Genomic DNA, 19,856 nt, shown 5'->3' on the forward strand with positions numbered 1-19,856 from the left:
TACTCGGAATCTGTGGGCTCTCCTTCGTCGCGGCATCCCGTTTGGAAAAGGGTTGCCGCGTTTTTTGCGGATGCGTCATTGGGGTGTGGCAATGAAATTTTTCTCCTTGGTTGGATTGGTTGCAGCGGGTTGGCTCGGAAGCGTGCCGATGGCGGATGCCTGCACGCGGGTGGTGTATCACGGGCTGGATGGCCTCGTGGTCACCGGGCGGACGATGGACTGGCGCGATGAGATTCCGGCCAGTTTATGGATCATGCCGCGTGGCTTGTCGCATGAGGGGGGCGCGGGGCCAGATTCGGTGCATTGGACTTCCCGTTATGGCAGCGTGGTCACCAGTTCCTTCGGCTTCAGCACGGTCGATGGCATGAATGAGAAAGGACTGGTCGCCAATATGCTTTGGTTGGCCGGGACGGCCTACCCGGCGGTGGAGGGCGCAAAGCGGCGCCTGAGCGTCGCGGCGTGGGTGCAGTATTTCCTGGATAACTTTGCGACGGTGGACGAGGCGGTTGCGGCCATGCGCACGGCGCCGGTCACGGTGGTTTCCAGCCATATTCCGGGCACCGATCGGTTTGCCACTCTGCATTTGTCGATTTCGGATGCGCACGGAGATAGCGCGGTCTTCGAATACATCGATGGAAAACTGGTGATTCACCATGGCCGGGAATACCCGGTGATGACGAATGACCCCTCGTTCGATGAGCAGTTGGCGATTCAAAAATATTGGCAGGATGTGGGCGGGACGACCTTTCTGCCGGGCACCAACCGTTCGGCCGACCGGTTTGCGCGCGCCAGTTTTTACATTCACGCCATCCCCAAAACGCAAGATCCGCTGCTCGCGGATGCGCAGGTGATGAGTGTGTTGAACAATGTGTCCGTGCCGATGGGGATCACCACGCCGGGTCAGCCGAATATTTCCAATACCCGTTGGCGCACGGTGGCCGATCAAACCACGCGGCGCTACTACTATCAGGATGTGCGCACGCCCAATGCCTTTTGGGTTGATCTGGACAAGGCGGATCTGCAACCGGGCGCGCCCGTACTGCGGCTGCGACTGGAACGGCACGAAGTCTATGCGGGGGATGCGCTCAAGGCATTCAAGCCAGCCAAGCCCTTGCAATTTCTCACGGTGGAGCAAGCGGAGGCCGCACGCGGTCAATAATCGCCGTGGTTTTCGACAGATAGCCGAGACGAGCCGAGTTGAAAAACGCTTTTCAATCGCCTGTTAAAACCGCGCCAGAATGGCTTGTTCAAACATGAGTTGCCGATCTTCGGCGGCTTGCCAGTGCTCTTGTTGCGACAAGCAGCGGGCGAAGCCGGCGTGAATGTCGTTATGCAGTGCGAACAAGGGGTCATCGGGAGGCAGTTTCAGGCTGAGCAACGCCTGGTGGATCGGGCAGCAGCACGCATCGCCGGCAGTTTGCGGATTGAGCAGGTGCGCGTTGCTGCGCAGCATTTTGGCCACCATTTCATGGTGATTGAATTGCGCGGCATACAGGCCGAGCAGGCTGGTTGGCTGGCGATGAGCCGGTGGCTCGGCGACTGTGTGATCGAGCCATTCGCAGAGCGCCGGTAACGGCATGGGGGCGGCCAGACCAAAACCCTGGATCATGGGAACCCCCATGATCCGCACCGCATCGCGGATGATCTCGGTTTCCACGCCCTCGACGATCAGCTCGATGCCGAGGTTGAAAGCGAGCTTGTGGATCGAGCGGATGAAGTGCATATCCTGTGGGCGTTGGGTAATGCCACGGACGAAGCTTTGATCGAGTTTGACCTTGTCGATCGGGAGATCCCGCATCCGTTGCAAGGACGAATAGGCCGTGCCAATGTCATCGAGCGCCAGCCGAATGCCGAGCGCCCGGAGTGCCTGAAACAGCCGCACCGTTTGTTGTTGTTCATCAAAGTGGCTGCTTTCGAGAATCTCCAGCGTAATCCGTTCCGGTGCAATGCCCCCGGCGTCGATACCGGCTTTGAGCAGGGCGATGCCCTCCGGGGTGACGGAATGCGGGTGCAGATTGACCGAGACCCACAGGGAATGCCCCAGCGCATCGAGGTGATGAAGATCCGCCAGGGCGCGCGCGAGTACCTGTCGGGTCAACTGAAGCAGGTCGGCGGTGTCGAGCGCGGGGATGAATTGATCGGGCAGCCACAGGCTGCCATCGGGCGCTTGCAGCCGAACCAGCGCTTCGATGCCCACCACGCGCTGGCTCGCGTTGGCAAAAATCGGCTGGTACCACAGGGTGAGCGCGCCCGCGTTGAGTTGGCGTTGTGCCGGGTTTTCCTTGAGCGGCAAGGGTTCGTCATAGAGCGCCCAGCAGCGCGCCCGGCGCAGCTTGTATTGTTTGCTCTGATACATCGCCTGATCGGCAAAACGCAGCAGGGCGTCGGCATTGCTGGATTCGTGCCGGGGATACAGCGCAATGCCGGCGCTCAATTCGACGCTGACGAGCTGGCCATGAGCCAGGGTAATCGGGGCACGGATGACGGTATCGAGCTTGCGTAGCAGCGGTTCGATTTCGGCGAATTGCTGGCATCCTCCCAATAACAGCACAAATTCATCGCCGCCGAGCCGCGCGACGAAATCGCTTTGTCGCAAGCTGTTGCGCAGCCGCTCGGCCGTGGTGGTGAGCACGAGATCGCCCGCTTCGTGGCCGAATTGGTCGTTGATGGGCTTGAAGTTGTCGAGATCGAGCAGCACGACCGCCAGCAGCCGCTCGCGGTGGGCGGCCTCTGCCATGGCAAGCTCCAGGGCGCGTTCGAAGGAACGACGGTTCGGCAGATCGGTGAGGGGGTCATGCAGCGCCTGATAGCCGAGTTTTTGCTGCGCGGTATGCAGATCCGAGGTGTCGATGATCGACCAGAGTACGCCCGGGCTGCCATCGGCCAGGGCGATCCCCGCGCCGAGGATGCGCGCCCAGAGGGCGTTGCCATCCCGCCGGCGAAACTGGTATTCGGATTCGATGCTGCCGTGCGCGAGTGCCTGGCTAAACTGCACCCGGAAGGCATCGAAGCTGTGCTCGTTGAAATGGATGCGCGCGGCGCTGTGGCCAATCAATTCGGCCGAGGTATAGCCCATCATCCGGCACAGCGCGGGATTGGCATCGATGATCATGCGGTGCCGATCGACGATCAAGATGCCGGCGGCATTGTGCGCAAACAGGGCGCTTTGGTAATCCCGGGCGCGAATCAGTTCCTGCTGTAACTGGGCGCGGCGCAGCGAGAGATCGATCCGTTCGAGCCCGTGGGCAATATCCTCGGCCAGATTGATGAACAAATGGGTAATCGCCGGATGATTGGGTGGTTCCTGGGTATGGAACAGCCAGAGTGTGCCCCAGGGATTTTGCTGACGCAGGAGCGGGAGCGCCAGGCCGGTGCGAATGCCGCAGCGAGACAGCGCGGGGCGCCAATGGGTCGGCAGTGCCTGCACATCCACCCGTTGCAGCGGCGGGGCGATGCCGGTGATCGTTGCGAGGGTGTCGAGTTCGCCCAAGCAGTTGAGCGCGCCTGGGGCGGGATTCTGCTGGCTGAACAACACACGGTGCTGTGGGTCATCGGACGGGTCGGGGACGACGCAGGCCAGAGCCAAGTCGTCGAAGGACTGAATGAACAAATCGCAGACGCCCTGCAGGAAGCTGCGGTCGTTCAGGCTGCGGCCGATCAGGCGGTTGACCTGTACCAACAACTGGCCGAGGGCGATCAGGTGTTCGGATTCTGTGGCGCTGACCGGGTTCATGCCGCAACGCTCATCGGCCGGGGGCGAGGGGTGGTCTGGCCGGGCGCTGCTCGACCCATAAGGCGGTGGCTGCACAGACACCTACGGGCAGGGACAGGAAGTTCAGCCCCGGCACCATCGTCATACCCGTGAGGGTGGCACCAAACGAGAAGCTGGTCAGCGGGATGCGACCGAGCCAGTGGCGTTGCGCGGCAAAATCGAGCTGATGATTGCCGGCGGGGGCATCCACATATTGCAGCGCCATCATCCAGGCAGAAAACCCGAACCAGAGCAGCGGTGCCAGCAGATTGAGCCCTGGGATGAACCAGAGCAACAACAGGGGAATCGCCCAGCCGATGAAGTAGCGCAGCTTGCGCCATTCGGCGGCCAGGGTTCTCAGGGTGAGCTGCCAGAGCGGGGTGTCGTCGCTGGGCGGTGGCTGGCCGGTCAGCTCCCGTTCGAGCGCCTCGGCGAGTAGGGCATTGAACGGTGCTGCAAGAAAATTGGCGACGAGCGTGAAGCTGAAGTAGACCACCAGCATCAGGCCGATAAACAGCAGCGGCAGGAGTAACCAGCTCAGCCAGTCCAGCCAGGTGGGCAGAAGGTGATCGAGGGTGCTGCGCGCCCAATGCAATGCCCCCCAGGTACCGAGGGCAAACAGCAGGGTGTTGATCAGCAAGGGAATCAGGGTATAGCGCCGGATGCCCGGCCGCCACATCAGGCCAAAGCCGCGCAGCACATACCCCACGCCGGTCATCCGGTCACGGCTCCCGTCTCTTTGCGCAGGGTTTTGGGCAGGGCGAACACCATGTGTTCGACGATGGTCGGCGCCGTGTCTTCCAGCACCGCGCCGAAGCGTTCGGCCAGATGCGCCAGTACCTGTTGCACCAGGATTTCCGGCGCAGAGGCACCCGCCGTGACACCGACCCGCGTGCAGCCGGTTAGCCAGGCATCGTCGATGTCGCGCGCGCTGTCGATCAGATAGGCGGCGCGACCGGCCTGCTCCGCGATTTCGCGCAGGCGGTTGGAGTTGGAACTGGTCTTCGAGCCGACCACCAGGATCAGCTCGCAGTGGGTGGTGAGTTCGCGTACCGCATCTTGCCGGTTTTGGGTGGCGTAACAAATGTCGTCTTTCTTCGGCCCTTCGATCGCCGGGAAGCGGGCGCGCAAGGCGGCGACGATGGCTTGGGTTTCATCCACGGAGAGGGTGGTTTGCGTGGAGTACGCCAGACCCTTGGGATTGTCGATGCTCAGGGTGTCCACTTCGCCGATGCGTTCGATCAGGTGGATTTTGCCCCCGAAGCGCGGATCGAAATGCCCCATGGTGCCTTCGACCTCGGGATGACCGGCATGGCCGATGAGCACGACATCGCGCCCCAGCCGGGCGTGCCGTTCGACTTCCAGATGCACCTTGGTGACGAGCGGGCAGGTGGCGTCGAAGATGCGTAAGCCCCGCTGTTCGGCGGTTTCCTCGATGGCGCGGGAAACGCCATGCGCCGAGAAAATCAGGGTCGCGCCATCGGGAACTTCATCCAGTTCTTCGATGAACACGGCACCTTTGGCGCGCAAGCTTTCGACGATGAAGCGGTTATGCACGATTTCATGCCGGACATAAATCGGCGCGCCGAACAAATCCAGCGCCCGATCGACGATTTCGACCGCACGATCCACCCCCGCGCAGAAACCGCGCGGGTTGGCGAGATGAATTTTCAGCGGGGCGGTGGCGCTCATGTCGGGGCTTCCTGATCGTTGATGGCCAGAATCTGCACGATGAATTGCAGGTTGCGTCCCGCCAGCGGGTGGTTGAAATCCACCAGGACGGTCTCTTCGTTGATTGCGTTGATCGTGCCGGGGACGGATTCGCCCGAGGGCAGCGCAAAATCCACGACCATCCCCGGTTCGAGCACCCAGTCCGCGGGCAGCTCCGCGCGCGGCAGCTCGTGGATTTGCTCGGGATCCCGCTCGCCAAAGGCGAATTCCGGGGTGAGCAGGATTTGGGTGTGTTCGCCGAGTGGCAGACCGAGCAGCGCCTCTTCCAGACGGGCGAACAGGGTGCCATCGCCGACGGTAAAGTTCAGGGGCTCACCGTCGAAACTCGAATCGACGATCTGGTCGTCATGCAGGCGGATCTCGTAGTGCATCCGCAGCCGGTCGCCGCGCTGAACCGTGGGGTGCGTCATGACTGCTTCTCCGCCGGGCGGCGTTGGGTCGGGCTCAGCCAGATTTCGGCGATCAACAGCAATCCGACCCCGAGGGTGATGGCGCTATCGGCCAGATTGAAGGCCGGCCAGTGATAACCGCCCCAGTGAAAATCCAGGAAATCGACCACGAAACCCAGGCTGAGGCGGTCGGACAGATTGCCCAGCGCCCCGCCGATGACCAGTGCCAGCGCCACCTTGAGCCAGGCGTGGTAGCGGGGATTCCGCTCCGGTGCGAGGCGCAGCAACCAGAACATCAAGCCGAGCGACACGCCGATGGCCAGGACAGCGAATCCCCAGCGCTGCCAGCCGGATTGATCGGCGAGAAAGGAAAACGCGGCGCCGTGGTTATGCAGCAGCGTGAGGTTGAAAAACGGGGTGATGAACACCGGTTCGCCATAAGTCAGAAAATGGCTGGCGAACCATTTGCTGACGGCATCCAGGCTGATGACCAGCGCCGAGAGCCACAGCCAGGTGAGATTGCGCCAATAGAGTGTCATCGGATTACGCCCAGTGGCGGGTTTCACCCGCGCCCTCGATGTTTTGGATGCAGCGGCCGCAGAGCGTGGGATGCGCGGCGTGCTGCCCGACATCCGGTTGATGGTGCCAGCAGCGTTCGCACTTGGGCGCGGTCGAGGGGTTGACCACGATGCCGACCTGCTGACCGTTCTCCAGCGTTTCGATGGGGAGGTCGGCCGGTGCGTCCGTCAGCGGGGCGATCGACAGCTCGGAGACGATCAGCACGAACCGCAGCTCGTCGGCGATCGGAGTCAGGCGGGCGGCGAGCGCCGCATCGACATACAGCTCGACCCGCGCCGACAGGTTGGCCTTGATGCGCTTCTCGTTGCGCGCCGCTTCGGCGACCCGGTTGACTGCATCGCGCAGAGTGATGATGTCTGCCCAGAACTGGCGCTGCGCCGCGTCCAGCAGCGGCTGAAGATCCTCACGGTGCAGAGCCAGCAGCACTGAAGGTTCACGCGGCTCGGGCAGGTTCGGCAGGTATTGCCAGAGCTCATCGGCGGTGAACGAGAGCACCGGCGCAATCCAGCGGGTGAGCGCTTCGATCACACGCCACATCACGGTTTGCGCGGAGCGCCGCATCCGGGCGTTGGGCTGGCCGGTGTAGATGCGGTCCTTGACGATGTCGAGGTAGAACGCGCCGAGCTCGATCGAGCAGAAGTGATGCACTCGGCTGATCAGGGTATGAAAATCATAGGCCGCGTAGTCCGCCAGAATCGCGCTGTGCAGCGAGGCGGCATGATCGGCCAGCCAGGCATCGAGCGGCAGCAAGTCGGCGTTGTCGAGCGCATCGGTGGCAGGGTTGAAATCGTGGATGTTCGCCAGAAGATAGCGCGCGGTATTGCGGATGCGCCGATACGCCTCGCCGGTGCGTGCCAGAATTTCATCGGAGACACTCATCTCGCCGGAAAAATCGGTGGACGCCACCCAGAGCCGCAGCACATCGGCGCCCATTTTGTCGATGACCTGCTGGGGCGCGACGACATTGCCGAGCGATTTGGACATCTTGCGCCCCTGCCCATCGACGGTGAAGCCGTGGGTCAGCACGCCGCGATAGGGCGCGCGGCCATTCATCGCCACACTGCTCAGCAGGCTGGACTGGAACCAGCCACGGTGCTGGTCCGAGCCCTCGAGGTACAAATCTGCTGGCACGGACAGTTCCGGGCGGCAGGCCAGAACGGCCGCATGGGTGGTGCCCGAGTCGAACCAGACATCGAGCGTATCGGTGACTTTTTCGTAGTGCCCGGCCTCGCTGCCCAAGAGTTCGGCGGCATCCAGACTGAACCAGGCATCGATGCCGGCCTGGCCGATGCGCTGGGAGACCTGTTCGATCAAGGCGGGGGTGTTCGGATGCGGCTGGCCGGTCGTTTTGTCAACGAACAGGGGGATCGGCACGCCCCAGGTGCGCTGGCGGGAAATGCACCAGTCCGGGCGCTTTTCGATCATGCCGGTGATCCGCGCCTGCCCCCAGTCGGGAAAGAAGGCCACGGTATCAATCGCTTCGAGTGCCTGCGCGCGCAGGTCATTTTGCTCCATCGAGATAAACCATTGCCCGGTGGCGCGGAAAATCAGCGGGGTTTTATGCCGCCAGCAGTGCGGGTAGCTGTGTGTGAACCGGCTGTGCGCCAGCAGAGCGCCGGATTCGCGCAGGGTGTCGAGGATTTTCTGCCCGGCCTGTTTGAGATTCAGACCGCCGACCAGCGGCGTATCGGGGAGAAATACGCCCCGGCCATCGACCGGATTATCGACGGGCAAGCCATAGCGCTGGCCGACTTTAAAGTCGTCCTCGCCGTGCGCCGGTGCCGTGTGAACCGCGCCGGTGCCCGCTTCGGTGGTGACATGCTCGCCCAGAATGACCAGCACCGCCCGGTTCAGAAAGGGATGTTGCAGGTGCAGCCCTTCGAGCGCCGCGCCCGGCGCGTGGCCGAGTACCGTGCCGCTCAGGTTCATCCGGGCAAGCGCCGATTCGCGCAGTGCCTCGGCCAGTACGAGGCGGCGGCCATCGGCCAGTTCGATCAAGGCGTAGTCGAGCTCGGGGTTGAGGGCGACGGCCTGGTTGGCTGGTAGTGTCCAGGGGGTGGTCGTCCAGATCACGATCGACGCCGGGGCGCGGCTGTCGAGACCAAAGGCGCGGTGCAGCGCGGACGAATCGACGGCGGCAAACGCGACATCGATCTGATCCGATTGTTTGTCCTGGTATTCGACCTCAGCCTCGGCCAGCGCGGAACCACAATCCAGACACCAGTGCACGGGTTTTTCGCCCCGGTGCAGATGGCCGCGTTCGATGATTTGGCCGAGTGCCCGCACGATGTTCGCTTCGGTGGCGAAATCCATGGTGCGGTAGGGGTTGTCCCAGTCGCCGATCACGCCGAGCCGGATGAAATCGGCCTTCTGCCGCGCCACCTGCTCGGCGGCATAACTGCGGCAGGCATCGCGGAATTCGCGCGGGCTGACTTTATCCCCCGCCTTCCCCAGCTTTTTCTCGACCTGGAGTTCGATCGGCAGGCCGTGGCAGTCCCAGCCGGGCACATAGGGGGCATCAAAGCCCGCCAGTTGCTTGGATTTGACGATGATGTCCTTGAGGATTTTGTTGACCGCGTGGCCGATGTGGATGTCGCCGTTGGCGTAGGGCGGGCCATCGTGCAGCACGAATTTCGGCCGCCCCGCGCTCGCGGCACGAATCGCCCGGTAGAGATGCAGTTGTTGCCAGGCGGCGAGCCGCTCCGGTTCGCGCCGCGGTAGATCGCCGCGCATGGGGAAAGGGGTATCGGGCAGATTCAGGGTGGCTTTGTAGTCGGTCACGATGGCGGGCAACAATCAGCAAAAAATGGGCTTGATTGTAACAAGATTCAGCGTCGGCGCAGCCGGCGGGCGAGGAGGATCGGCAGCCGCCAGAGAAAACCAGCCACCAGCCGGATGTGCATACCGGTCAGCAACAGGTTGTCGCGCCCGTAGCGAAAGTGTGACACGCCGCCGTCTTCGGCTCGGAAATAGCGCACCGGCGTCGGCAGGTTGATGGGGCGAACCCCCGCCCAAGCGAGCCGCACGACGGCTTCTGGATCAAAATCGAACCGGCGCATGAAGCGGCTGCGGTGCATGATCTGCCGCAGCGGCGCGATGGGATAGACCCGCATGCCAAACAACGAATCCGCAATGCCGATCCACAGGGTTTCCAGCTTGACCCAGGTGTTGGAGATTTCCCGCCCGTAGACCCGAAGTTTGGGTGCGCGGGCATCGAACACCGGCTGGCCGAGAATCATCGCCTCGGGATGCTGCTGCGCGGCCTGCATGAAGGCGGGAATCCGGCTTGCGGGGTGCTGGCCGTCGGCATCGAGGGTGAGGGCATGGGTGAACCCCTGAGCCGCCGCCGCGTCCAGGCCGTGCAATACCGCCGCGCCCTTGCCCTGATTATGGGGCAGGATGAGCAGGCGTAACCCGGGATCGGTGGCCGCGAGTGCCTGCAAGGCCGCCGTGCTGTCATCGGTGCTGCCATCGACGACCACCCAGACGGGCGACCATACATCCCGCGCCGCCCGCACGGTGTCGAGCACTTTCTGGCCGGGGTTGTAGCAGGGGATGAGTACCAGGGCGCGGCAGGTCGTGGTCATGGGCTGGGGTACTGCAGGGGCGGAAATTGTGTGTCGAGCGCGGCGCGCAACTGCGCTTCCAGGCGTTGGCTGGCCGCCCGCAAATCCGTTGGCGGCGGGAGCGCGTCGAGGGGTTCTACCCGACCCTGCCAAGGGAGGGATGGTTTGCGCCAGAGCGGCCAGCGTTTGCCGAGGTAGGGCGGATCAAGCCAGATGACGCAGGGTTGCAAGGGTACGCCCGCGCGTTGGGCAATGAGTGCGGCGGCCGGGCCGAAAGGATCGAGGGGGAAGTTCCGGGTGCGTCCGCCTTCCGGGAAAATCAGCACATGCGCCCCTTCGGCCAGTGCCGTGCGCGCTTTGAGCACCAGTTCGAGCGGACCGTCATTGCGGATGTAACCCGCCAGTCGGGCGGCGGGGCCGAGCAGCGGATTGTGACGCAGGCTGGCTTTCATGATGCACACGGTGTTCGGCAACTGGCTGACGATGAGGATGACATCGATCAGCGAAGGGTGATTGGCGATGAGGACGCGGGGGCTGGCATCTTGCAGCGCGCGCAGTGCGGTGAGGTCGATGCGGGTGGCGCAGGTGGCGGTCAAAAAACGCAGATAAAGCCGGAAGGCCGCGCCAATGACGGTGCGTGCGCGGCGTTGGCGCTGAGGGGCGGGCGGCAACAGGGAAAGCAGCAGTGCGGCGGGCAGCCAGCCCAGGCAGAGCAGGCCGAGGAATCCCAGCCCCAGCCCCATGGCCAGCCCTTCATACAGTGACCAGAGCTTGGCGCGGATCATGGTCGGGGCAGCACGCCGGTGGCTTCCATTTCGACCAGCAACTCCTGCCGGCAAACATCGGCCTGGACAAAGCTGAGATTCAAGCCCGTGCCGAGACACACCGCCAGCTCGCGCGCCACGGCATCGGTATCGGCTGGATGGCGCACATAGATACGGTAGGCCAACTGGCTGAGCCGGAAGCCGAACCCCTCGGGTCGATGGGCATTGGCTTCGCCCAGCAGGGCGGAGAGATTGGCCAGCGTTTCCCGGGTCTGCGCCCGCACGGAGCCTGGGTGGCGGCTTTGATGGCCGACGATGCTGGCCGTGCCGGAGATCAGCAGCAGATCCGCGTCGGGCAACGGAACCAAAGTGGCGCGGGAGAAGGTCGGACTTTGCGGGCCGTATTCCCGGGGATAATGGTAGGCGCTGGTCTGCCGGGGATTTTCCAGCCGGATCGGGGCGCGGCGTCCGGCCAGAAAGGCGATCTGGATAACGCCTGCGTCCGGGCTCACCCCGAGCGCGCAAGCGGCGGGCGCATGTTGTGCGGCTGCGCGGGATTCGGCGTCGAAGGCGGCTTGCCGACCCAAGTTGAACTGCCGGTAACGCTCCAGCCCGCCCGGTTCGGCATGGATGTCCGGCAGGTAATTCCAGGTGCGCCACAGATGCGGAAAGCCGGTGGCGGCCATGAGCGCAAAAATCTGGCGATAGAGTGCGTCACTCTGGGTAGCCAGCGCGGCGGGGTCGGTTTCCTTGAGTTCCAGCACGCCGAACAGCGCGGTGTCGTTGTGGCGGTAATGAATGTTCTGCTGGGTGCCCGTCTGGGTGGCGCCGCCGCCCGGTGCCCAGCATTCGCCCAGCCCCGCGCCTTCGGCTGCCCGCAGCAGCGGCGCATGCACGCAGAGCCGGGGCAGCGGGGTGGCCGGTTGGGGTAACGCGCCGAACCAGATTTGCCCGAGCGCATCGGGGCAGGCATTGGCCTCGGCGGTGGTGGAAAACGGCGGACGGCTCATGGGGTGTCGGATTCGGCCATAGGGCGGATGATGCGGCGGCGCTGGCGCCAGGCACGCAGCGAACGGCGGGCGTGGCGCAGCGCGGAAAGATAATAGATGCCTTTGAGGAGACGCAAGGCACCCCAGATCGGCGTGCGGCCATAGATGTCGCCCGCCAGCAGCGAGAGCAGCGCTTCTTTGACGCGGAAGATATTGCGCGGTGCCATGAACAGATCCCGCATCGTGGGATGGGTGACGCGGTAAATGAACCAGGAAAATTCGCGTGGTCCTTTCCGCATCTGGCGGTCAAATTCGGCCATGGCCTGCGCGGTTCGTTCGGGGTGTTTGAGCGCGGTATCCACGGCCTCCGCGCCAAATACCGCGCTTTGCATTGCCAGCAGCACGCCGGAGGAAAACACCGGATCGATAAAGGCAAAAGCGTCGCCGAGCAGAATATAACGGTTGCCGTGAGTTGCCTTGGCGCTGTACGAATAGTTGCCGGTGGCTTCGGCGGGTTGAACGAATTCGGCGTGGGTCATCCGTTCGGCCAGCGCCGGGCAGCGCGCGATGTTTTCGCGCAGGAATTCCTCGAGTGGCCGCCCGCGCCGGGTTTTCAGGTGATACGGCCAGGTCACCATGCCGACGCTGGTGATGCCCTCTTTCAACGGGATGAACCAGAACCAGCCGTGATCGAACCAGAAAATGGTGATATTGCCTTCCGCTTGCCCCGGATGGCGTTCGGCCCCGCGAAAATGCCCGAACACGGCGGCGCTGTTGTGCCGGGGATTGCGGACTTTGAGCCCCAGTTGATTGGCGAGCAGGGTGTCACGCCCGGAGGCATCGACCACGAAGCGCGCCCGCCAATCTGCGATTTCTCCGGTGTCGCTCTGCGCGGTCACGCGGGCGCCAGTGTCATCGAAGGCGACTTCGGTCGCCTGCCAGCCCTCGTGCACGCGGGCGCCCTGCGCTGCGGCATTGCGGATCAGAATTTCATCGAACGCCGCCCGCGGCACTTGATAGGCCATCGGCAGGGATTTATCCCAGGCATCTTTGAATTCAAAGGTTTGCTTGCCCTCGTGCCAGGGGGAGACAAATTCTGCGGCCCATTTTTCCATGCCGATTTCGCGCACGGCATCGGCTACGCCCAGCCGTTCGAACAGGGGCAGGTTGGCGGGTAACAGGGATTCCCCGATATGAAAGCGTGGGTGGTGCGCTTTTTCCAGAATCACGACCCGGTGACCGCGTTCGGCCAGCAAGGGGGCAATGGTGGCTCCCGCCGGCCCGCCGCCGATCACCAGGACATCGCAGTCGGTGGTTCTGGCCGTGGGATCGGCCAAGGGGGCGGCCGGGGCATCTGCGAGGGTCATGGCGGCTCTCCTTGCGGCGCGTGGGTCAGGATGGGGGATAATCGCGCCCGGGTCTCCTTCGCAGGGGAACCAGGCTGTGCCGTATGCGGCAGGCTGGCATGATAGCACTGCGCGCGACGGCATCCGGTCGTTCAGGTGATAGGGAGTGGGCCTTGATCGAAAGCAGGATTAAGAGGGATCAGGCGCCGCCCGTCGGTTGGCGGGCGGTGGCGCGGCGCTTGCGGCGGCACATGCCGACCAAGGCGCTGGGCACCACGCTGCTGATGACTGGGTTTTTTGTGCTGTACTTGCAGTTGTTGCACCACCCGGTGCACCCGGTGACGATCATGCTGCTCACGCCGGTCGATCATTGGTTGCCGTTTATTCCCGGCAGTTTGCTGGTGTATTTTTCCCTGTGGTTTTATGTCTCGCTGCCGCCGGCCTTGTTGTGGTCGCGCGCGGCACTCTGGGGTTATGGGGTGTCGATCGGGGGCGTGTGTCTGCTGGGCTTACTGATTTTCTGGCTGTGGCCGACGGCTGTGCCGACGCCTTCGATCGATTGGGCGCGCTACCCAGGGTTCTCGGCACTCAAGGCGGTGGATGGAACAGGGAATGCCTGTCCGTCGCTGCATGTGGCGACGGCGGTGTTTTCGGGGATCTGGCTTCAGGCTCTGCTGCGCGAGATGGGGTTTTCTGCCCGCTGGCGGGTGTTCAATGGGCTCTGGTGTGCGGCGATCGTGATTTCCACGCTGACCACGCGCCAGCATGTTTTTCTGGATGCGCTGGCCGGTCTGGCGCTCGGGGGCGTGGCGGCCTGGCTTTCTTTGCGCGGGTTGTGGCGTTGGGAATCCGGGCAGCCGGTACAATGACTCGGTCGATGATTCGGATGAGAAAATGAGCCTGACCTTACTGCCGCTGGCGATTTCCGCCTATACCCTGGTCAACGCGCTCGGCGCCGGTTGCGCGGCCACGCGCGCGGCACTGTTGGTCGGGCAGACGGGGTTGGCGCCCTGCGATTTTCTGGATGTGGCCCTGCCGACCTGGATTGGTCGGGTGGCGGGGCTTGAGGCCTTGCCGATCACGGGTGATCTGGCGGCGTTCGATTGCCGCAATAACCGGCTGGCCGCGCTCGCACTGGCGCAGGATGGTTTTGAGGCAGCCGTTGAGGCGGCGCGGGCGCGCTGGGGTGCGGCGCGCGTGGGGGTGATCATCGGGACGAGTACCTCCGGCATTCTGCACACGGAGCTCGCGTTCCGGCAGCGGAATCCTGAGACCGGCGCTTTGCCAGAGCCTTTGCATTATCGGCAAACCCACGAGATTTCTTCTGCGGCCGAGTTCGTGCGGGCGTACTTCGCGCTCGAAGGGCCGGTTCTGGCGATCTCGACGGCCTGCTCGTCCAGTGCCAAGGTCTTCGCCAGTGCCGCCCGTTGGCTCGCGACCGATCAATGCGATGCGGTGCTGGTCGGCGGAGTGGATAGCCTCTGCCTGACGACGCTGTATGGCTTTGCCTCGTTGGAATTGGTCGCGCCCGGCGCCTGCCGACCGGCCGATGCCGCGCGTGATGGCATCAACATCGGCGAAGCGGCGGGGTTCGCCCTGTTGCAGCGCCCGGCCGATGCGCCGGAGGCCGCGTTTGCCTTGCTGGGGTATGGCGAGAGTGTGGATGCTTACCACATGTCCACCCCGCATCCCGCCGGGGAAGGGGCGGCGCTGGCGATGCAGCGGGCGCTGGCGCGCGCCGGGTTGCCTGCTTCGGCGATTGACTATATCAATCTGCATGGCACAGCCTCGCGCATCAATGACAGCGCCGAAGATCAGGCCGTCACCGCCGTGTTTGGCACCGAGGTGCCCTGTAGTTCGACCAAGGGCTGGACCGGGCACACCCTGGGCGCAGCCGGGATGACCGAAGCGATCATCAGTCTGCTGTGCATCGAGCTCGGATTGATCCCGCAAAGCCTGCACACCACGCAGGTCGATCCGGGCTTTCACAGCGCCATCGTGACTGCGCCGCGCCACGCGCCCATCGAGCGGGTGCTCAGTAATTCGTTTGGCTTTGGCGGCAATAATGCCAGCCTGATTCTGGGGCGGATGCCATGCAGTGTGTGATTGCCGGGGCGGGACTCATCGGCCCCGGGCTGGTCGATTGGCCGACGGCGCAGCCCGTGTTGACCGGCGCGCGCGCGCTGGTGGAACCCGCGCAATGGGGCGAACACCTGCCGCCACTGACGGCCTCGATGTTGCCGCCCACGGAACGGCGTCGGGCGGGGCAGGCGGTGCGCCTGGCCGTGATGGTGGCCGAGCAAACCTTGCACGGCCTGCCCATCGATCCCGTGACCCTGGCCTTGGTCTTTGCCAGCAGCACGGGCGATACGCAGGTTTTGACCGAGATTTGTGCGAGTCTGGCGACAGAGGAACGGGCGATTTCCCCGATGCGGTTTCATAACTCGGTGCATAACGCCCCGTCGGGCTACTGGACGATTCACACCGGCGGCCGAATGCCCGCAACCGCCGTGGCGCTTTATCACGACACGGTCGCGGCGGGATTGCGTGAGGCGATGACCCAGGTCGTGGCGGAACAGCTGCCGGTGCTGCTGGTGGTGCACGATGTCCCATTCCCGCCGCCACTTGCCGCGGTGGAACCGGTCTGTGCGCCCTTTGGTTTTGGTCTGCTGCTTCTGCCGACTGGGGCGTCTCCGGCGCTGGCGCGGCTGACGCTGCGTCGCCTGCCCGCGGGCGAGGCTACTGGCATGGTCGATCCCTCGCTGGAACACTTGCGTCTCGGCGTGCCGGCTGCGCGCGGGTTGCCCCTGCTGGCGGCGCTGGCCCGCCTGAAACAGACGGGCGTCGGGGACACCGTGCAACTGGCCGACGGCACCGGGATGCTGGCGCTTACGGTCGAATCGGAGGCGAAGGCATGAAGCGTGCGCTGGTCACGGGAGGCAGCGGTGCCATTGGAGCGGCGATTTGTCGTCGGCTCGCCGCTGATGGATTGTTCGTTTTCGTGCATGCCAACCGGCAACGCGCCGCCGCCGAGGCGGTGGTGGCCGAGATTCAGGCCCACGGTGGCGCGGCGGAGGCCGTCTGTTTCGACCTGTGCGATGCCGAGGCGACGGCGGCCGCCCTCGCGTCGTTGGTAGCGGCCGAGCCGGCCATTCAGGTGCTGGTGAACAACGCCGGCCTGCACGACGATGCGCCGCTGGCGGGCATGAGTGCCGAGCGCTGGCAGCGGGTGCTGGATGTCTCGCTCAACGGGTTTTATCGGGTGACGCAGCCCTTGCTGCTGCCCATGATCCGCACGCGCTGGGGACGGATCATCAATATCAGCTCGATCGCCGGACAAATGGGCAACCGGGGGCAGGTCAACTATGCGGCGGCCAAAGCGGGCTTGATCGGCGCCACCAAAGCCTTGGCGCTCGAATGCGCCTCGCGCGGGGTGCTGGTGAATGCCGTGGCGCCGGGGATCATTGAATCGGCCATGAGTGATTCGGCGTTCACTCCGGAGCAAATCCGCGCCCTGGTGCCGCTGGGGCGTGCGGGGCGTCCGGAGGAAGTGGCAGAACTGGTCGCGTTCTTGGCTTCGGATCGGGCGAGCTACCTCACCGGACAAGTCCTGGGCATCAACGGCGGCATGGCATGAGCGCGCCGCGCCCGGTGATGCTGAGTTTCGATGATGGCCCGCTGCCCGGATTGACGGATCGGGTGTTGGATACCCTGGCCGCGTACCGGGGCGAAGACGGTCAGCCGTTGCGTGCCGGGTTTTTCATGGTGGGGGATGCCCCGCCGAATTTCTGGCCCGCGCGGCGGTATTACGCGCCTTATGAGCTGTGGATTCACAAGGGCAGCATGCGGCGTTTTCCCGCGTTGGTGCAACAGGTGATCGAGCGGGGGCATGAGATTGGCAATCACAGCCTGCATCATCTCTGGGGGCGCTGGCCGCGGTTTCGTTCGGTGGCGGCGGTGCGGGCGGAAATCGACGGCTGGACGGCGGTCGCTACCGCTGCTGGCTGGTCGCCGACCGCCCCCCGCTGGTTCCGTGCGCCGTACTTGATCGACACGCCAGCAATGCGGGCGGCCGTCGCGCAGGCCGGGTATCACTGGGTGGGGGGCGATACGCTGGGGGATGCCGCGCCGCGCCGTCGGCTGGCGGATTGGATTCAGACCTTCGAACGCTTGGCCGCCCAGCCGGGGGGAGATCCGATCATGTTGATTCTGCACGATATTCTGCCGGGGACGGTCGATCGGCTCGGCGATCTGCTCGATGCGATCGCCGTGCGCGGCCATCCGTTCTGGCATTTCGCGCCGAGAATTGGTTAGGCATTCCTCAGTCGAAAAACGAAATAACTATTTGATTTTATTTATTCGCTCACTCGCCAAATCAGCCTATCCACGCGCCGACGAGCCACAGGCTGCCCGCCGCGAGGATCAGGCCGATCAGCGCGCCGATCAGCACATCCGAGAGGTAATGCAGCCCCAGAACCATCCGCGACAAGGCGATGGCGAGGCTGAATGGCACGACGATCCAGCCCAGTTGCGGCGCGAAGGCGATGATCTGGAGGCCGAAATTGACCGCATGCAGGGTGTGTCCTGAGGGAAAGCTATATTTGTCCAGCGGCGCGACGCTCAGCACGAGTCCTTGGTGCGCCTGATGCGGTCGAGGCCGTGCCGTGCCGTGTTTGATGGCGCTGTACAGCGCGACGCCGACGGCGCCGGAGAGCAGCATGACCCCCATCGGCTGCCAAGCGGGTTGACCATAGAAGAGCACGATCAACGCGGTCAGCACATACCAGCCCAAGCCATCCCCCAGCCGACTGGCGAGGGCGAAGAATCCCCGCATCCCCCGAATGGTGTTGGCCTGGTTCAGGCGGTACATCACCAGCGCTTCCCAGTCGAGATAGCGGTTCAACAGGCTGGAATCGCGCAGTTGTTGCATGAAGTGGCTCATGGATGACCTCCTTGACCATCGGATACGGCGGATGGCCGATAAGTTTCATTTATTTCTATTAAAGCCGCCGTGGCGACCCGTTGCAAATGGTGCTCGAATGCTTGGGTGATGTGCCCCCAATCATGTTGCAGCGCGGTGTCGCGTGCCCGTTGCCCCATGGCAGGTGAACGGCTGCGTGCAGCTTCGCAGGCGGTGGCGATGAACGCTGCCTGATCCTGCAGGGGAATCAGATAGCCGTTCTCCCCGTGGCGAATGAGTTGGTTGCCGGCGGCGTAATCGAAACTCACCACGGGGAGCCCACTGGCCATCGCTTCGAGCACGACATTGCCAAAGGTTTCGCTCACGCTTGGGAAAATGAACAGATCGGCGCTGGCGTAATGGCGGGCAAGGGCTTCCCCGCGCTGCATGCCGACGAAGTGCGCCCAGGGCAAGGCTTTTGCCAGCCGGTTTCGTTCCGGCCCGTCGCCGACGACCACGGCGGTCAGCGTTGGTTGTTCTCGCCGAAGGGCGGCAAAGCTCTCGATCAGCAGATCGAGATTTTTCTCTGGCGCCAAGCGGCCGACATGCAGCGCGATCGGCGGGTTGTCCGGTGCGGTCGAGCCTTGCCACTGGCGGCGCAGCGATTCATCGCGCCGGGTGGGTGAGAACAGTTGGGTATCCACCCCGCGCCCCAGCACGACTAGGCGGGCGAAATCCAGCGCGCTCAGTTCGGCGGATTGTTGCGCCGTCGGGATGAAGGTGAGTGCGGTGCGGTTGTGGAACCAGCGCAGATAGCGCATGACCGGCTGGCTCAGCCAGCCCACCCGGTAATCGCGGGTGTAGGTATGGAAATTGGTATGCAGTGAGGAGGTGACGGGCAGTCCCAAACGCTCGGCCTCCCGCAGCGCGGCAAAACCCAGCGGGCCTTCGGTGGCGATATGCACGAGATCCGGGCGCATGCTCTGCCAGCGTTGACGCAGGCGCCGCCGAACCGGCAGCCCCAGGCGTACTTCCGGGTAGAACGGCAGCGGCACGCCCGGCACTTCCAGGGCACGGAGATTCTCTCGGGGGCTGCGACCGCGCGGACAAATCACCTCGACCTGATGTCCCGCCGCGACCAGCGCGCCATGCAGCTGGGCGAGGGTGGTGGCCACCCCGTTGATATCGGGCGCGTAGGTTTCGGTCACAAGGCTGATCAACATAATTTGCCCGGCTGTGTGGTGAATTTCGGCAATTCACCATAGGTCGGGGCAATGACAGCGGCATGACGCGGGTTTGAACAATCTGTGACTGTTTCAGTCGGCAGGCGACGCAAAATTAATCTTCCCGTAATGATGCGCTGTTCTGCGGGCGAGTACATTGCGTCGGACAAAGGGGGTTCGCGCAGAACCCCGCTACTTGAGCATACAACCGGGGAGACCCCTAGGCCATGAACAACGCGCAACGCGTAATGAGGGTGCTTTTGGGCGTCATGCTGTTCGCGGGGATGAGTTCCCTGGCGCGTGCGGATCATGACGATTCGGCAGGGATCGGGCTCGGGATTTTTCTGGGCGCGCCCATGGCGGTCTTGCCGCCGCCGCCCGTCGTGATTTATCGCGGCGGGGACTACCCGCCCGATGATCGGGAGGATAGACGCTATCCCCGTGGGGATGATCGCTGGGGCTACTATCGGGATGATCACCGGGATGATCACGGCGATGAGCGTCGCTGGTCACGACACCGGGATGAAGAACGGCATCATCATGATGACGATGACTGAGCGCAGGCGTCTCCACCAACTCAGGCCGGCAGGGCAGGCATGGGTTGTCTTCGGGTTCTGT

General features: G+C 63.9%; 19 protein-coding genes. 7 read left to right on the top strand and 12 right to left on the bottom strand.

The genetic code is table 11. From position 1 onward, the window contains the following. Positions 1-91 precede the first annotated feature (91 nt). The gene (locus VOI35_RS00875; protein ID WP_407276024.1) at positions 92-1,159 is read left to right on the top strand and encodes a linear amide C-N hydrolase; all 1,068 of its coding nucleotides are present in this window, start codon (positions 92-94) and stop codon (positions 1,157-1,159) included. Positions 1,160-1,222: 63 nt separating this feature from the next. Here the strand turns inward: VOI35_RS00875 and VOI35_RS00880 are convergent, their stop codons facing one another. The 10 genes from VOI35_RS00880 to VOI35_RS00925 are packed head-to-tail and all read right to left on the bottom strand — an operon-like array spanning position 1,223 to position 13,136. Next, positions 1,223-3,733, bottom strand: coding sequence for a putative bifunctional diguanylate cyclase/phosphodiesterase (locus VOI35_RS00880; protein ID WP_407276025.1), 2,511 nt, complete (start codon positions 3,731-3,733; stop codon positions 1,223-1,225). A gap of 10 nt (positions 3,734-3,743) precedes the next feature. Beyond that, positions 3,744-4,469 carry a sulfate transporter CysZ gene (cysZ, locus tag VOI35_RS00885; protein WP_407276026.1) on the bottom strand — a complete coding sequence of 242 codons (726 nt, stop codon included), beginning with the start codon at positions 4,467-4,469 and terminating at the stop codon, positions 3,744-3,746. Continuing rightward, the gene (gene ispH / locus VOI35_RS00890; RefSeq protein ID WP_407276834.1) at positions 4,466-5,425 is read right to left on the bottom strand and encodes a 4-hydroxy-3-methylbut-2-enyl diphosphate reductase; all 960 of its coding nucleotides are present in this window, start codon (positions 5,423-5,425) and stop codon (positions 4,466-4,468) included. Before ispH ends, cysZ begins: the two co-directional genes overlap by 4 nt. A 14-nt stretch (positions 5,426-5,439) precedes the next feature. Next, entirely contained in the window at positions 5,440-5,892 is a 453-nt protein-coding gene (locus VOI35_RS00895) for a peptidylprolyl isomerase (protein ID WP_407276027.1), read from the bottom strand. Beyond that, positions 5,889-6,410 (bottom strand): signal peptidase II, encoded by a 522-nt coding sequence (lspA, locus tag VOI35_RS00900; protein WP_407276028.1) that lies wholly within the window; start codon positions 6,408-6,410, stop codon positions 5,889-5,891. The genes VOI35_RS00895 and lspA overlap by 4 nt, the downstream gene beginning before the upstream one ends. 4 nt (positions 6,411-6,414) lie before the next feature. Beyond that, on the bottom strand, positions 6,415-9,231 hold the full coding sequence (gene ileS, locus VOI35_RS00905; RefSeq protein ID WP_407276029.1) for an isoleucine--tRNA ligase: 2,817 nt from the start codon (positions 9,229-9,231) through the stop codon (positions 6,415-6,417). Positions 9,232-9,278: 47 nt separating this feature from the next. Continuing rightward, positions 9,279-10,037 carry a glycosyltransferase family 2 protein gene (locus VOI35_RS00910; protein ID WP_407276030.1) on the bottom strand — a complete coding sequence of 253 codons (759 nt, stop codon included), beginning with the start codon at positions 10,035-10,037 and terminating at the stop codon, positions 9,279-9,281. Beyond that, positions 10,034-10,801 (bottom strand): lysophospholipid acyltransferase family protein, encoded by a 768-nt coding sequence (locus VOI35_RS00915; protein ID WP_407276031.1) that lies wholly within the window; start codon positions 10,799-10,801, stop codon positions 10,034-10,036. Before VOI35_RS00915 ends, VOI35_RS00910 begins: the two co-directional genes overlap by 4 nt. Further along, on the bottom strand, positions 10,798-11,790 hold the full coding sequence (locus VOI35_RS00920) for a hypothetical protein (RefSeq protein ID WP_407276032.1): 993 nt from the start codon (positions 11,788-11,790) through the stop codon (positions 10,798-10,800). Before VOI35_RS00920 ends, VOI35_RS00915 begins: the two co-directional genes overlap by 4 nt. Then, a complete protein-coding gene (locus tag VOI35_RS00925) occupies positions 11,787-13,136 on the bottom strand; it encodes an NAD(P)/FAD-dependent oxidoreductase (protein ID WP_407276033.1) in 1,350 nt (449 codons plus the stop codon). The genes VOI35_RS00920 and VOI35_RS00925 overlap by 4 nt, the downstream gene beginning before the upstream one ends. 152 nt (positions 13,137-13,288) lie before the next feature. On the opposite strand from VOI35_RS00925, the gene VOI35_RS00930 reads away from it, so the two are divergent. Genes VOI35_RS00930 through VOI35_RS00950 form a run of 5 tightly spaced genes read left to right on the top strand, consistent with a single transcriptional unit; the run spans position 13,289 to position 17,429 of the window. Beyond that, entirely contained in the window at positions 13,289-13,984 is a 696-nt protein-coding gene (locus VOI35_RS00930; protein WP_407276034.1) for a phosphatase PAP2 family protein, read from the top strand. Between the two features lie 25 nt (positions 13,985-14,009). Next, a complete protein-coding gene (locus VOI35_RS00935; RefSeq protein WP_407276035.1) occupies positions 14,010-15,221 on the top strand; it encodes a beta-ketoacyl-[acyl-carrier-protein] synthase family protein in 1,212 nt (403 codons plus the stop codon). Then, entirely contained in the window at positions 15,209-16,033 is an 825-nt protein-coding gene (locus tag VOI35_RS00940; RefSeq protein WP_407276036.1) for a beta-ketoacyl synthase chain length factor, read from the top strand. Before VOI35_RS00935 ends, VOI35_RS00940 begins: the two co-directional genes overlap by 13 nt. Beyond that, positions 16,030-16,752, top strand: coding sequence for a 3-oxoacyl-ACP reductase FabG (fabG, locus tag VOI35_RS00945; RefSeq protein WP_407276037.1), 723 nt, complete (start codon positions 16,030-16,032; stop codon positions 16,750-16,752). The genes VOI35_RS00940 and fabG overlap by 4 nt, the downstream gene beginning before the upstream one ends. After that, positions 16,749-17,429, top strand: coding sequence for a polysaccharide deacetylase family protein (locus VOI35_RS00950; RefSeq protein ID WP_407276038.1), 681 nt, complete (start codon positions 16,749-16,751; stop codon positions 17,427-17,429). The genes fabG and VOI35_RS00950 overlap by 4 nt, the downstream gene beginning before the upstream one ends. 61 nt (positions 17,430-17,490) lie before the next feature. Here the strand turns inward: VOI35_RS00950 and VOI35_RS00955 are convergent, their stop codons facing one another. Further along, a complete protein-coding gene (locus VOI35_RS00955; RefSeq protein WP_407276039.1) occupies positions 17,491-18,057 on the bottom strand; it encodes a phosphatase PAP2 family protein in 567 nt (188 codons plus the stop codon). Next, positions 18,054-19,238 carry a glycosyltransferase family 4 protein gene (locus tag VOI35_RS00960; RefSeq protein WP_407276040.1) on the bottom strand — a complete coding sequence of 395 codons (1,185 nt, stop codon included), beginning with the start codon at positions 19,236-19,238 and terminating at the stop codon, positions 18,054-18,056. Before VOI35_RS00960 ends, VOI35_RS00955 begins: the two co-directional genes overlap by 4 nt. A gap of 227 nt (positions 19,239-19,465) precedes the next feature. On the opposite strand from VOI35_RS00960, the gene VOI35_RS00965 reads away from it, so the two are divergent. After that, positions 19,466-19,795 (top strand): hypothetical protein, encoded by a 330-nt coding sequence (locus VOI35_RS00965; protein ID WP_407276041.1) that lies wholly within the window; start codon positions 19,466-19,468, stop codon positions 19,793-19,795. Positions 19,796-19,856: the final 61 nt, after the last annotated feature.

This window comes from Halothiobacillus sp. DCM-1 (genome assembly GCF_045689735.1).
In the GTDB taxonomy this organism is placed as follows: domain Bacteria; phylum Pseudomonadota; class Gammaproteobacteria; order Halothiobacillales; family Halothiobacillaceae; genus Halothiobacillus.

Bases quoted from the DNA above. Each gene is read 5' to 3' on its own strand.
- VOI35_RS00875 (WP_407276024.1), top strand. From the start codon at position 92: ATGAAATTTTTCTCCTTGGTTGGATTGGTTGCAGCGGGTTGGCTCGGA.
- VOI35_RS00880 (WP_407276025.1), bottom strand. From the start codon at position 3,733: ATGAACCCGGTCAGCGCCACAGAATCCGAACACCTGATCGCCCTCGGC.
- cysZ (WP_407276026.1), bottom strand. From the start codon at position 4,469: ATGACCGGCGTGGGGTATGTGCTGCGCGGCTTTGGCCTGATGTGGCGG.
- VOI35_RS00895 (WP_407276027.1), bottom strand. From the start codon at position 5,892: ATGACGCACCCCACGGTTCAGCGCGGCGACCGGCTGCGGATGCACTAC.
- lspA (WP_407276028.1), bottom strand. From the start codon at position 6,410: ATGACACTCTATTGGCGCAATCTCACCTGGCTGTGGCTCTCGGCGCTG.
- VOI35_RS00910 (WP_407276030.1), bottom strand. From the start codon at position 10,037: ATGACCACGACCTGCCGCGCCCTGGTACTCATCCCCTGCTACAACCCC.
- VOI35_RS00915 (WP_407276031.1), bottom strand. From the start codon at position 10,801: ATGATCCGCGCCAAGCTCTGGTCACTGTATGAAGGGCTGGCCATGGGG.
- VOI35_RS00920 (WP_407276032.1), bottom strand. From the start codon at position 11,790: ATGAGCCGTCCGCCGTTTTCCACCACCGCCGAGGCCAATGCCTGCCCC.
- VOI35_RS00925 (WP_407276033.1), bottom strand. From the start codon at position 13,136: ATGACCCTCGCAGATGCCCCGGCCGCCCCCTTGGCCGATCCCACGGCC.
- VOI35_RS00935 (WP_407276035.1), top strand. From the start codon at position 14,010: ATGAGCCTGACCTTACTGCCGCTGGCGATTTCCGCCTATACCCTGGTC.
- VOI35_RS00940 (WP_407276036.1), top strand. From the start codon at position 15,209: ATGCAGTGTGTGATTGCCGGGGCGGGACTCATCGGCCCCGGGCTGGTC.
- fabG (WP_407276037.1), top strand. From the start codon at position 16,030: ATGAAGCGTGCGCTGGTCACGGGAGGCAGCGGTGCCATTGGAGCGGCG.
- VOI35_RS00950 (WP_407276038.1), top strand. From the start codon at position 16,749: ATGAGCGCGCCGCGCCCGGTGATGCTGAGTTTCGATGATGGCCCGCTG.
- VOI35_RS00955 (WP_407276039.1), bottom strand. From the start codon at position 18,057: ATGAGCCACTTCATGCAACAACTGCGCGATTCCAGCCTGTTGAACCGC.
- VOI35_RS00960 (WP_407276040.1), bottom strand. From the start codon at position 19,238: ATGTTGATCAGCCTTGTGACCGAAACCTACGCGCCCGATATCAACGGG.
- VOI35_RS00965 (WP_407276041.1), top strand. From the start codon at position 19,466: ATGAACAACGCGCAACGCGTAATGAGGGTGCTTTTGGGCGTCATGCTG.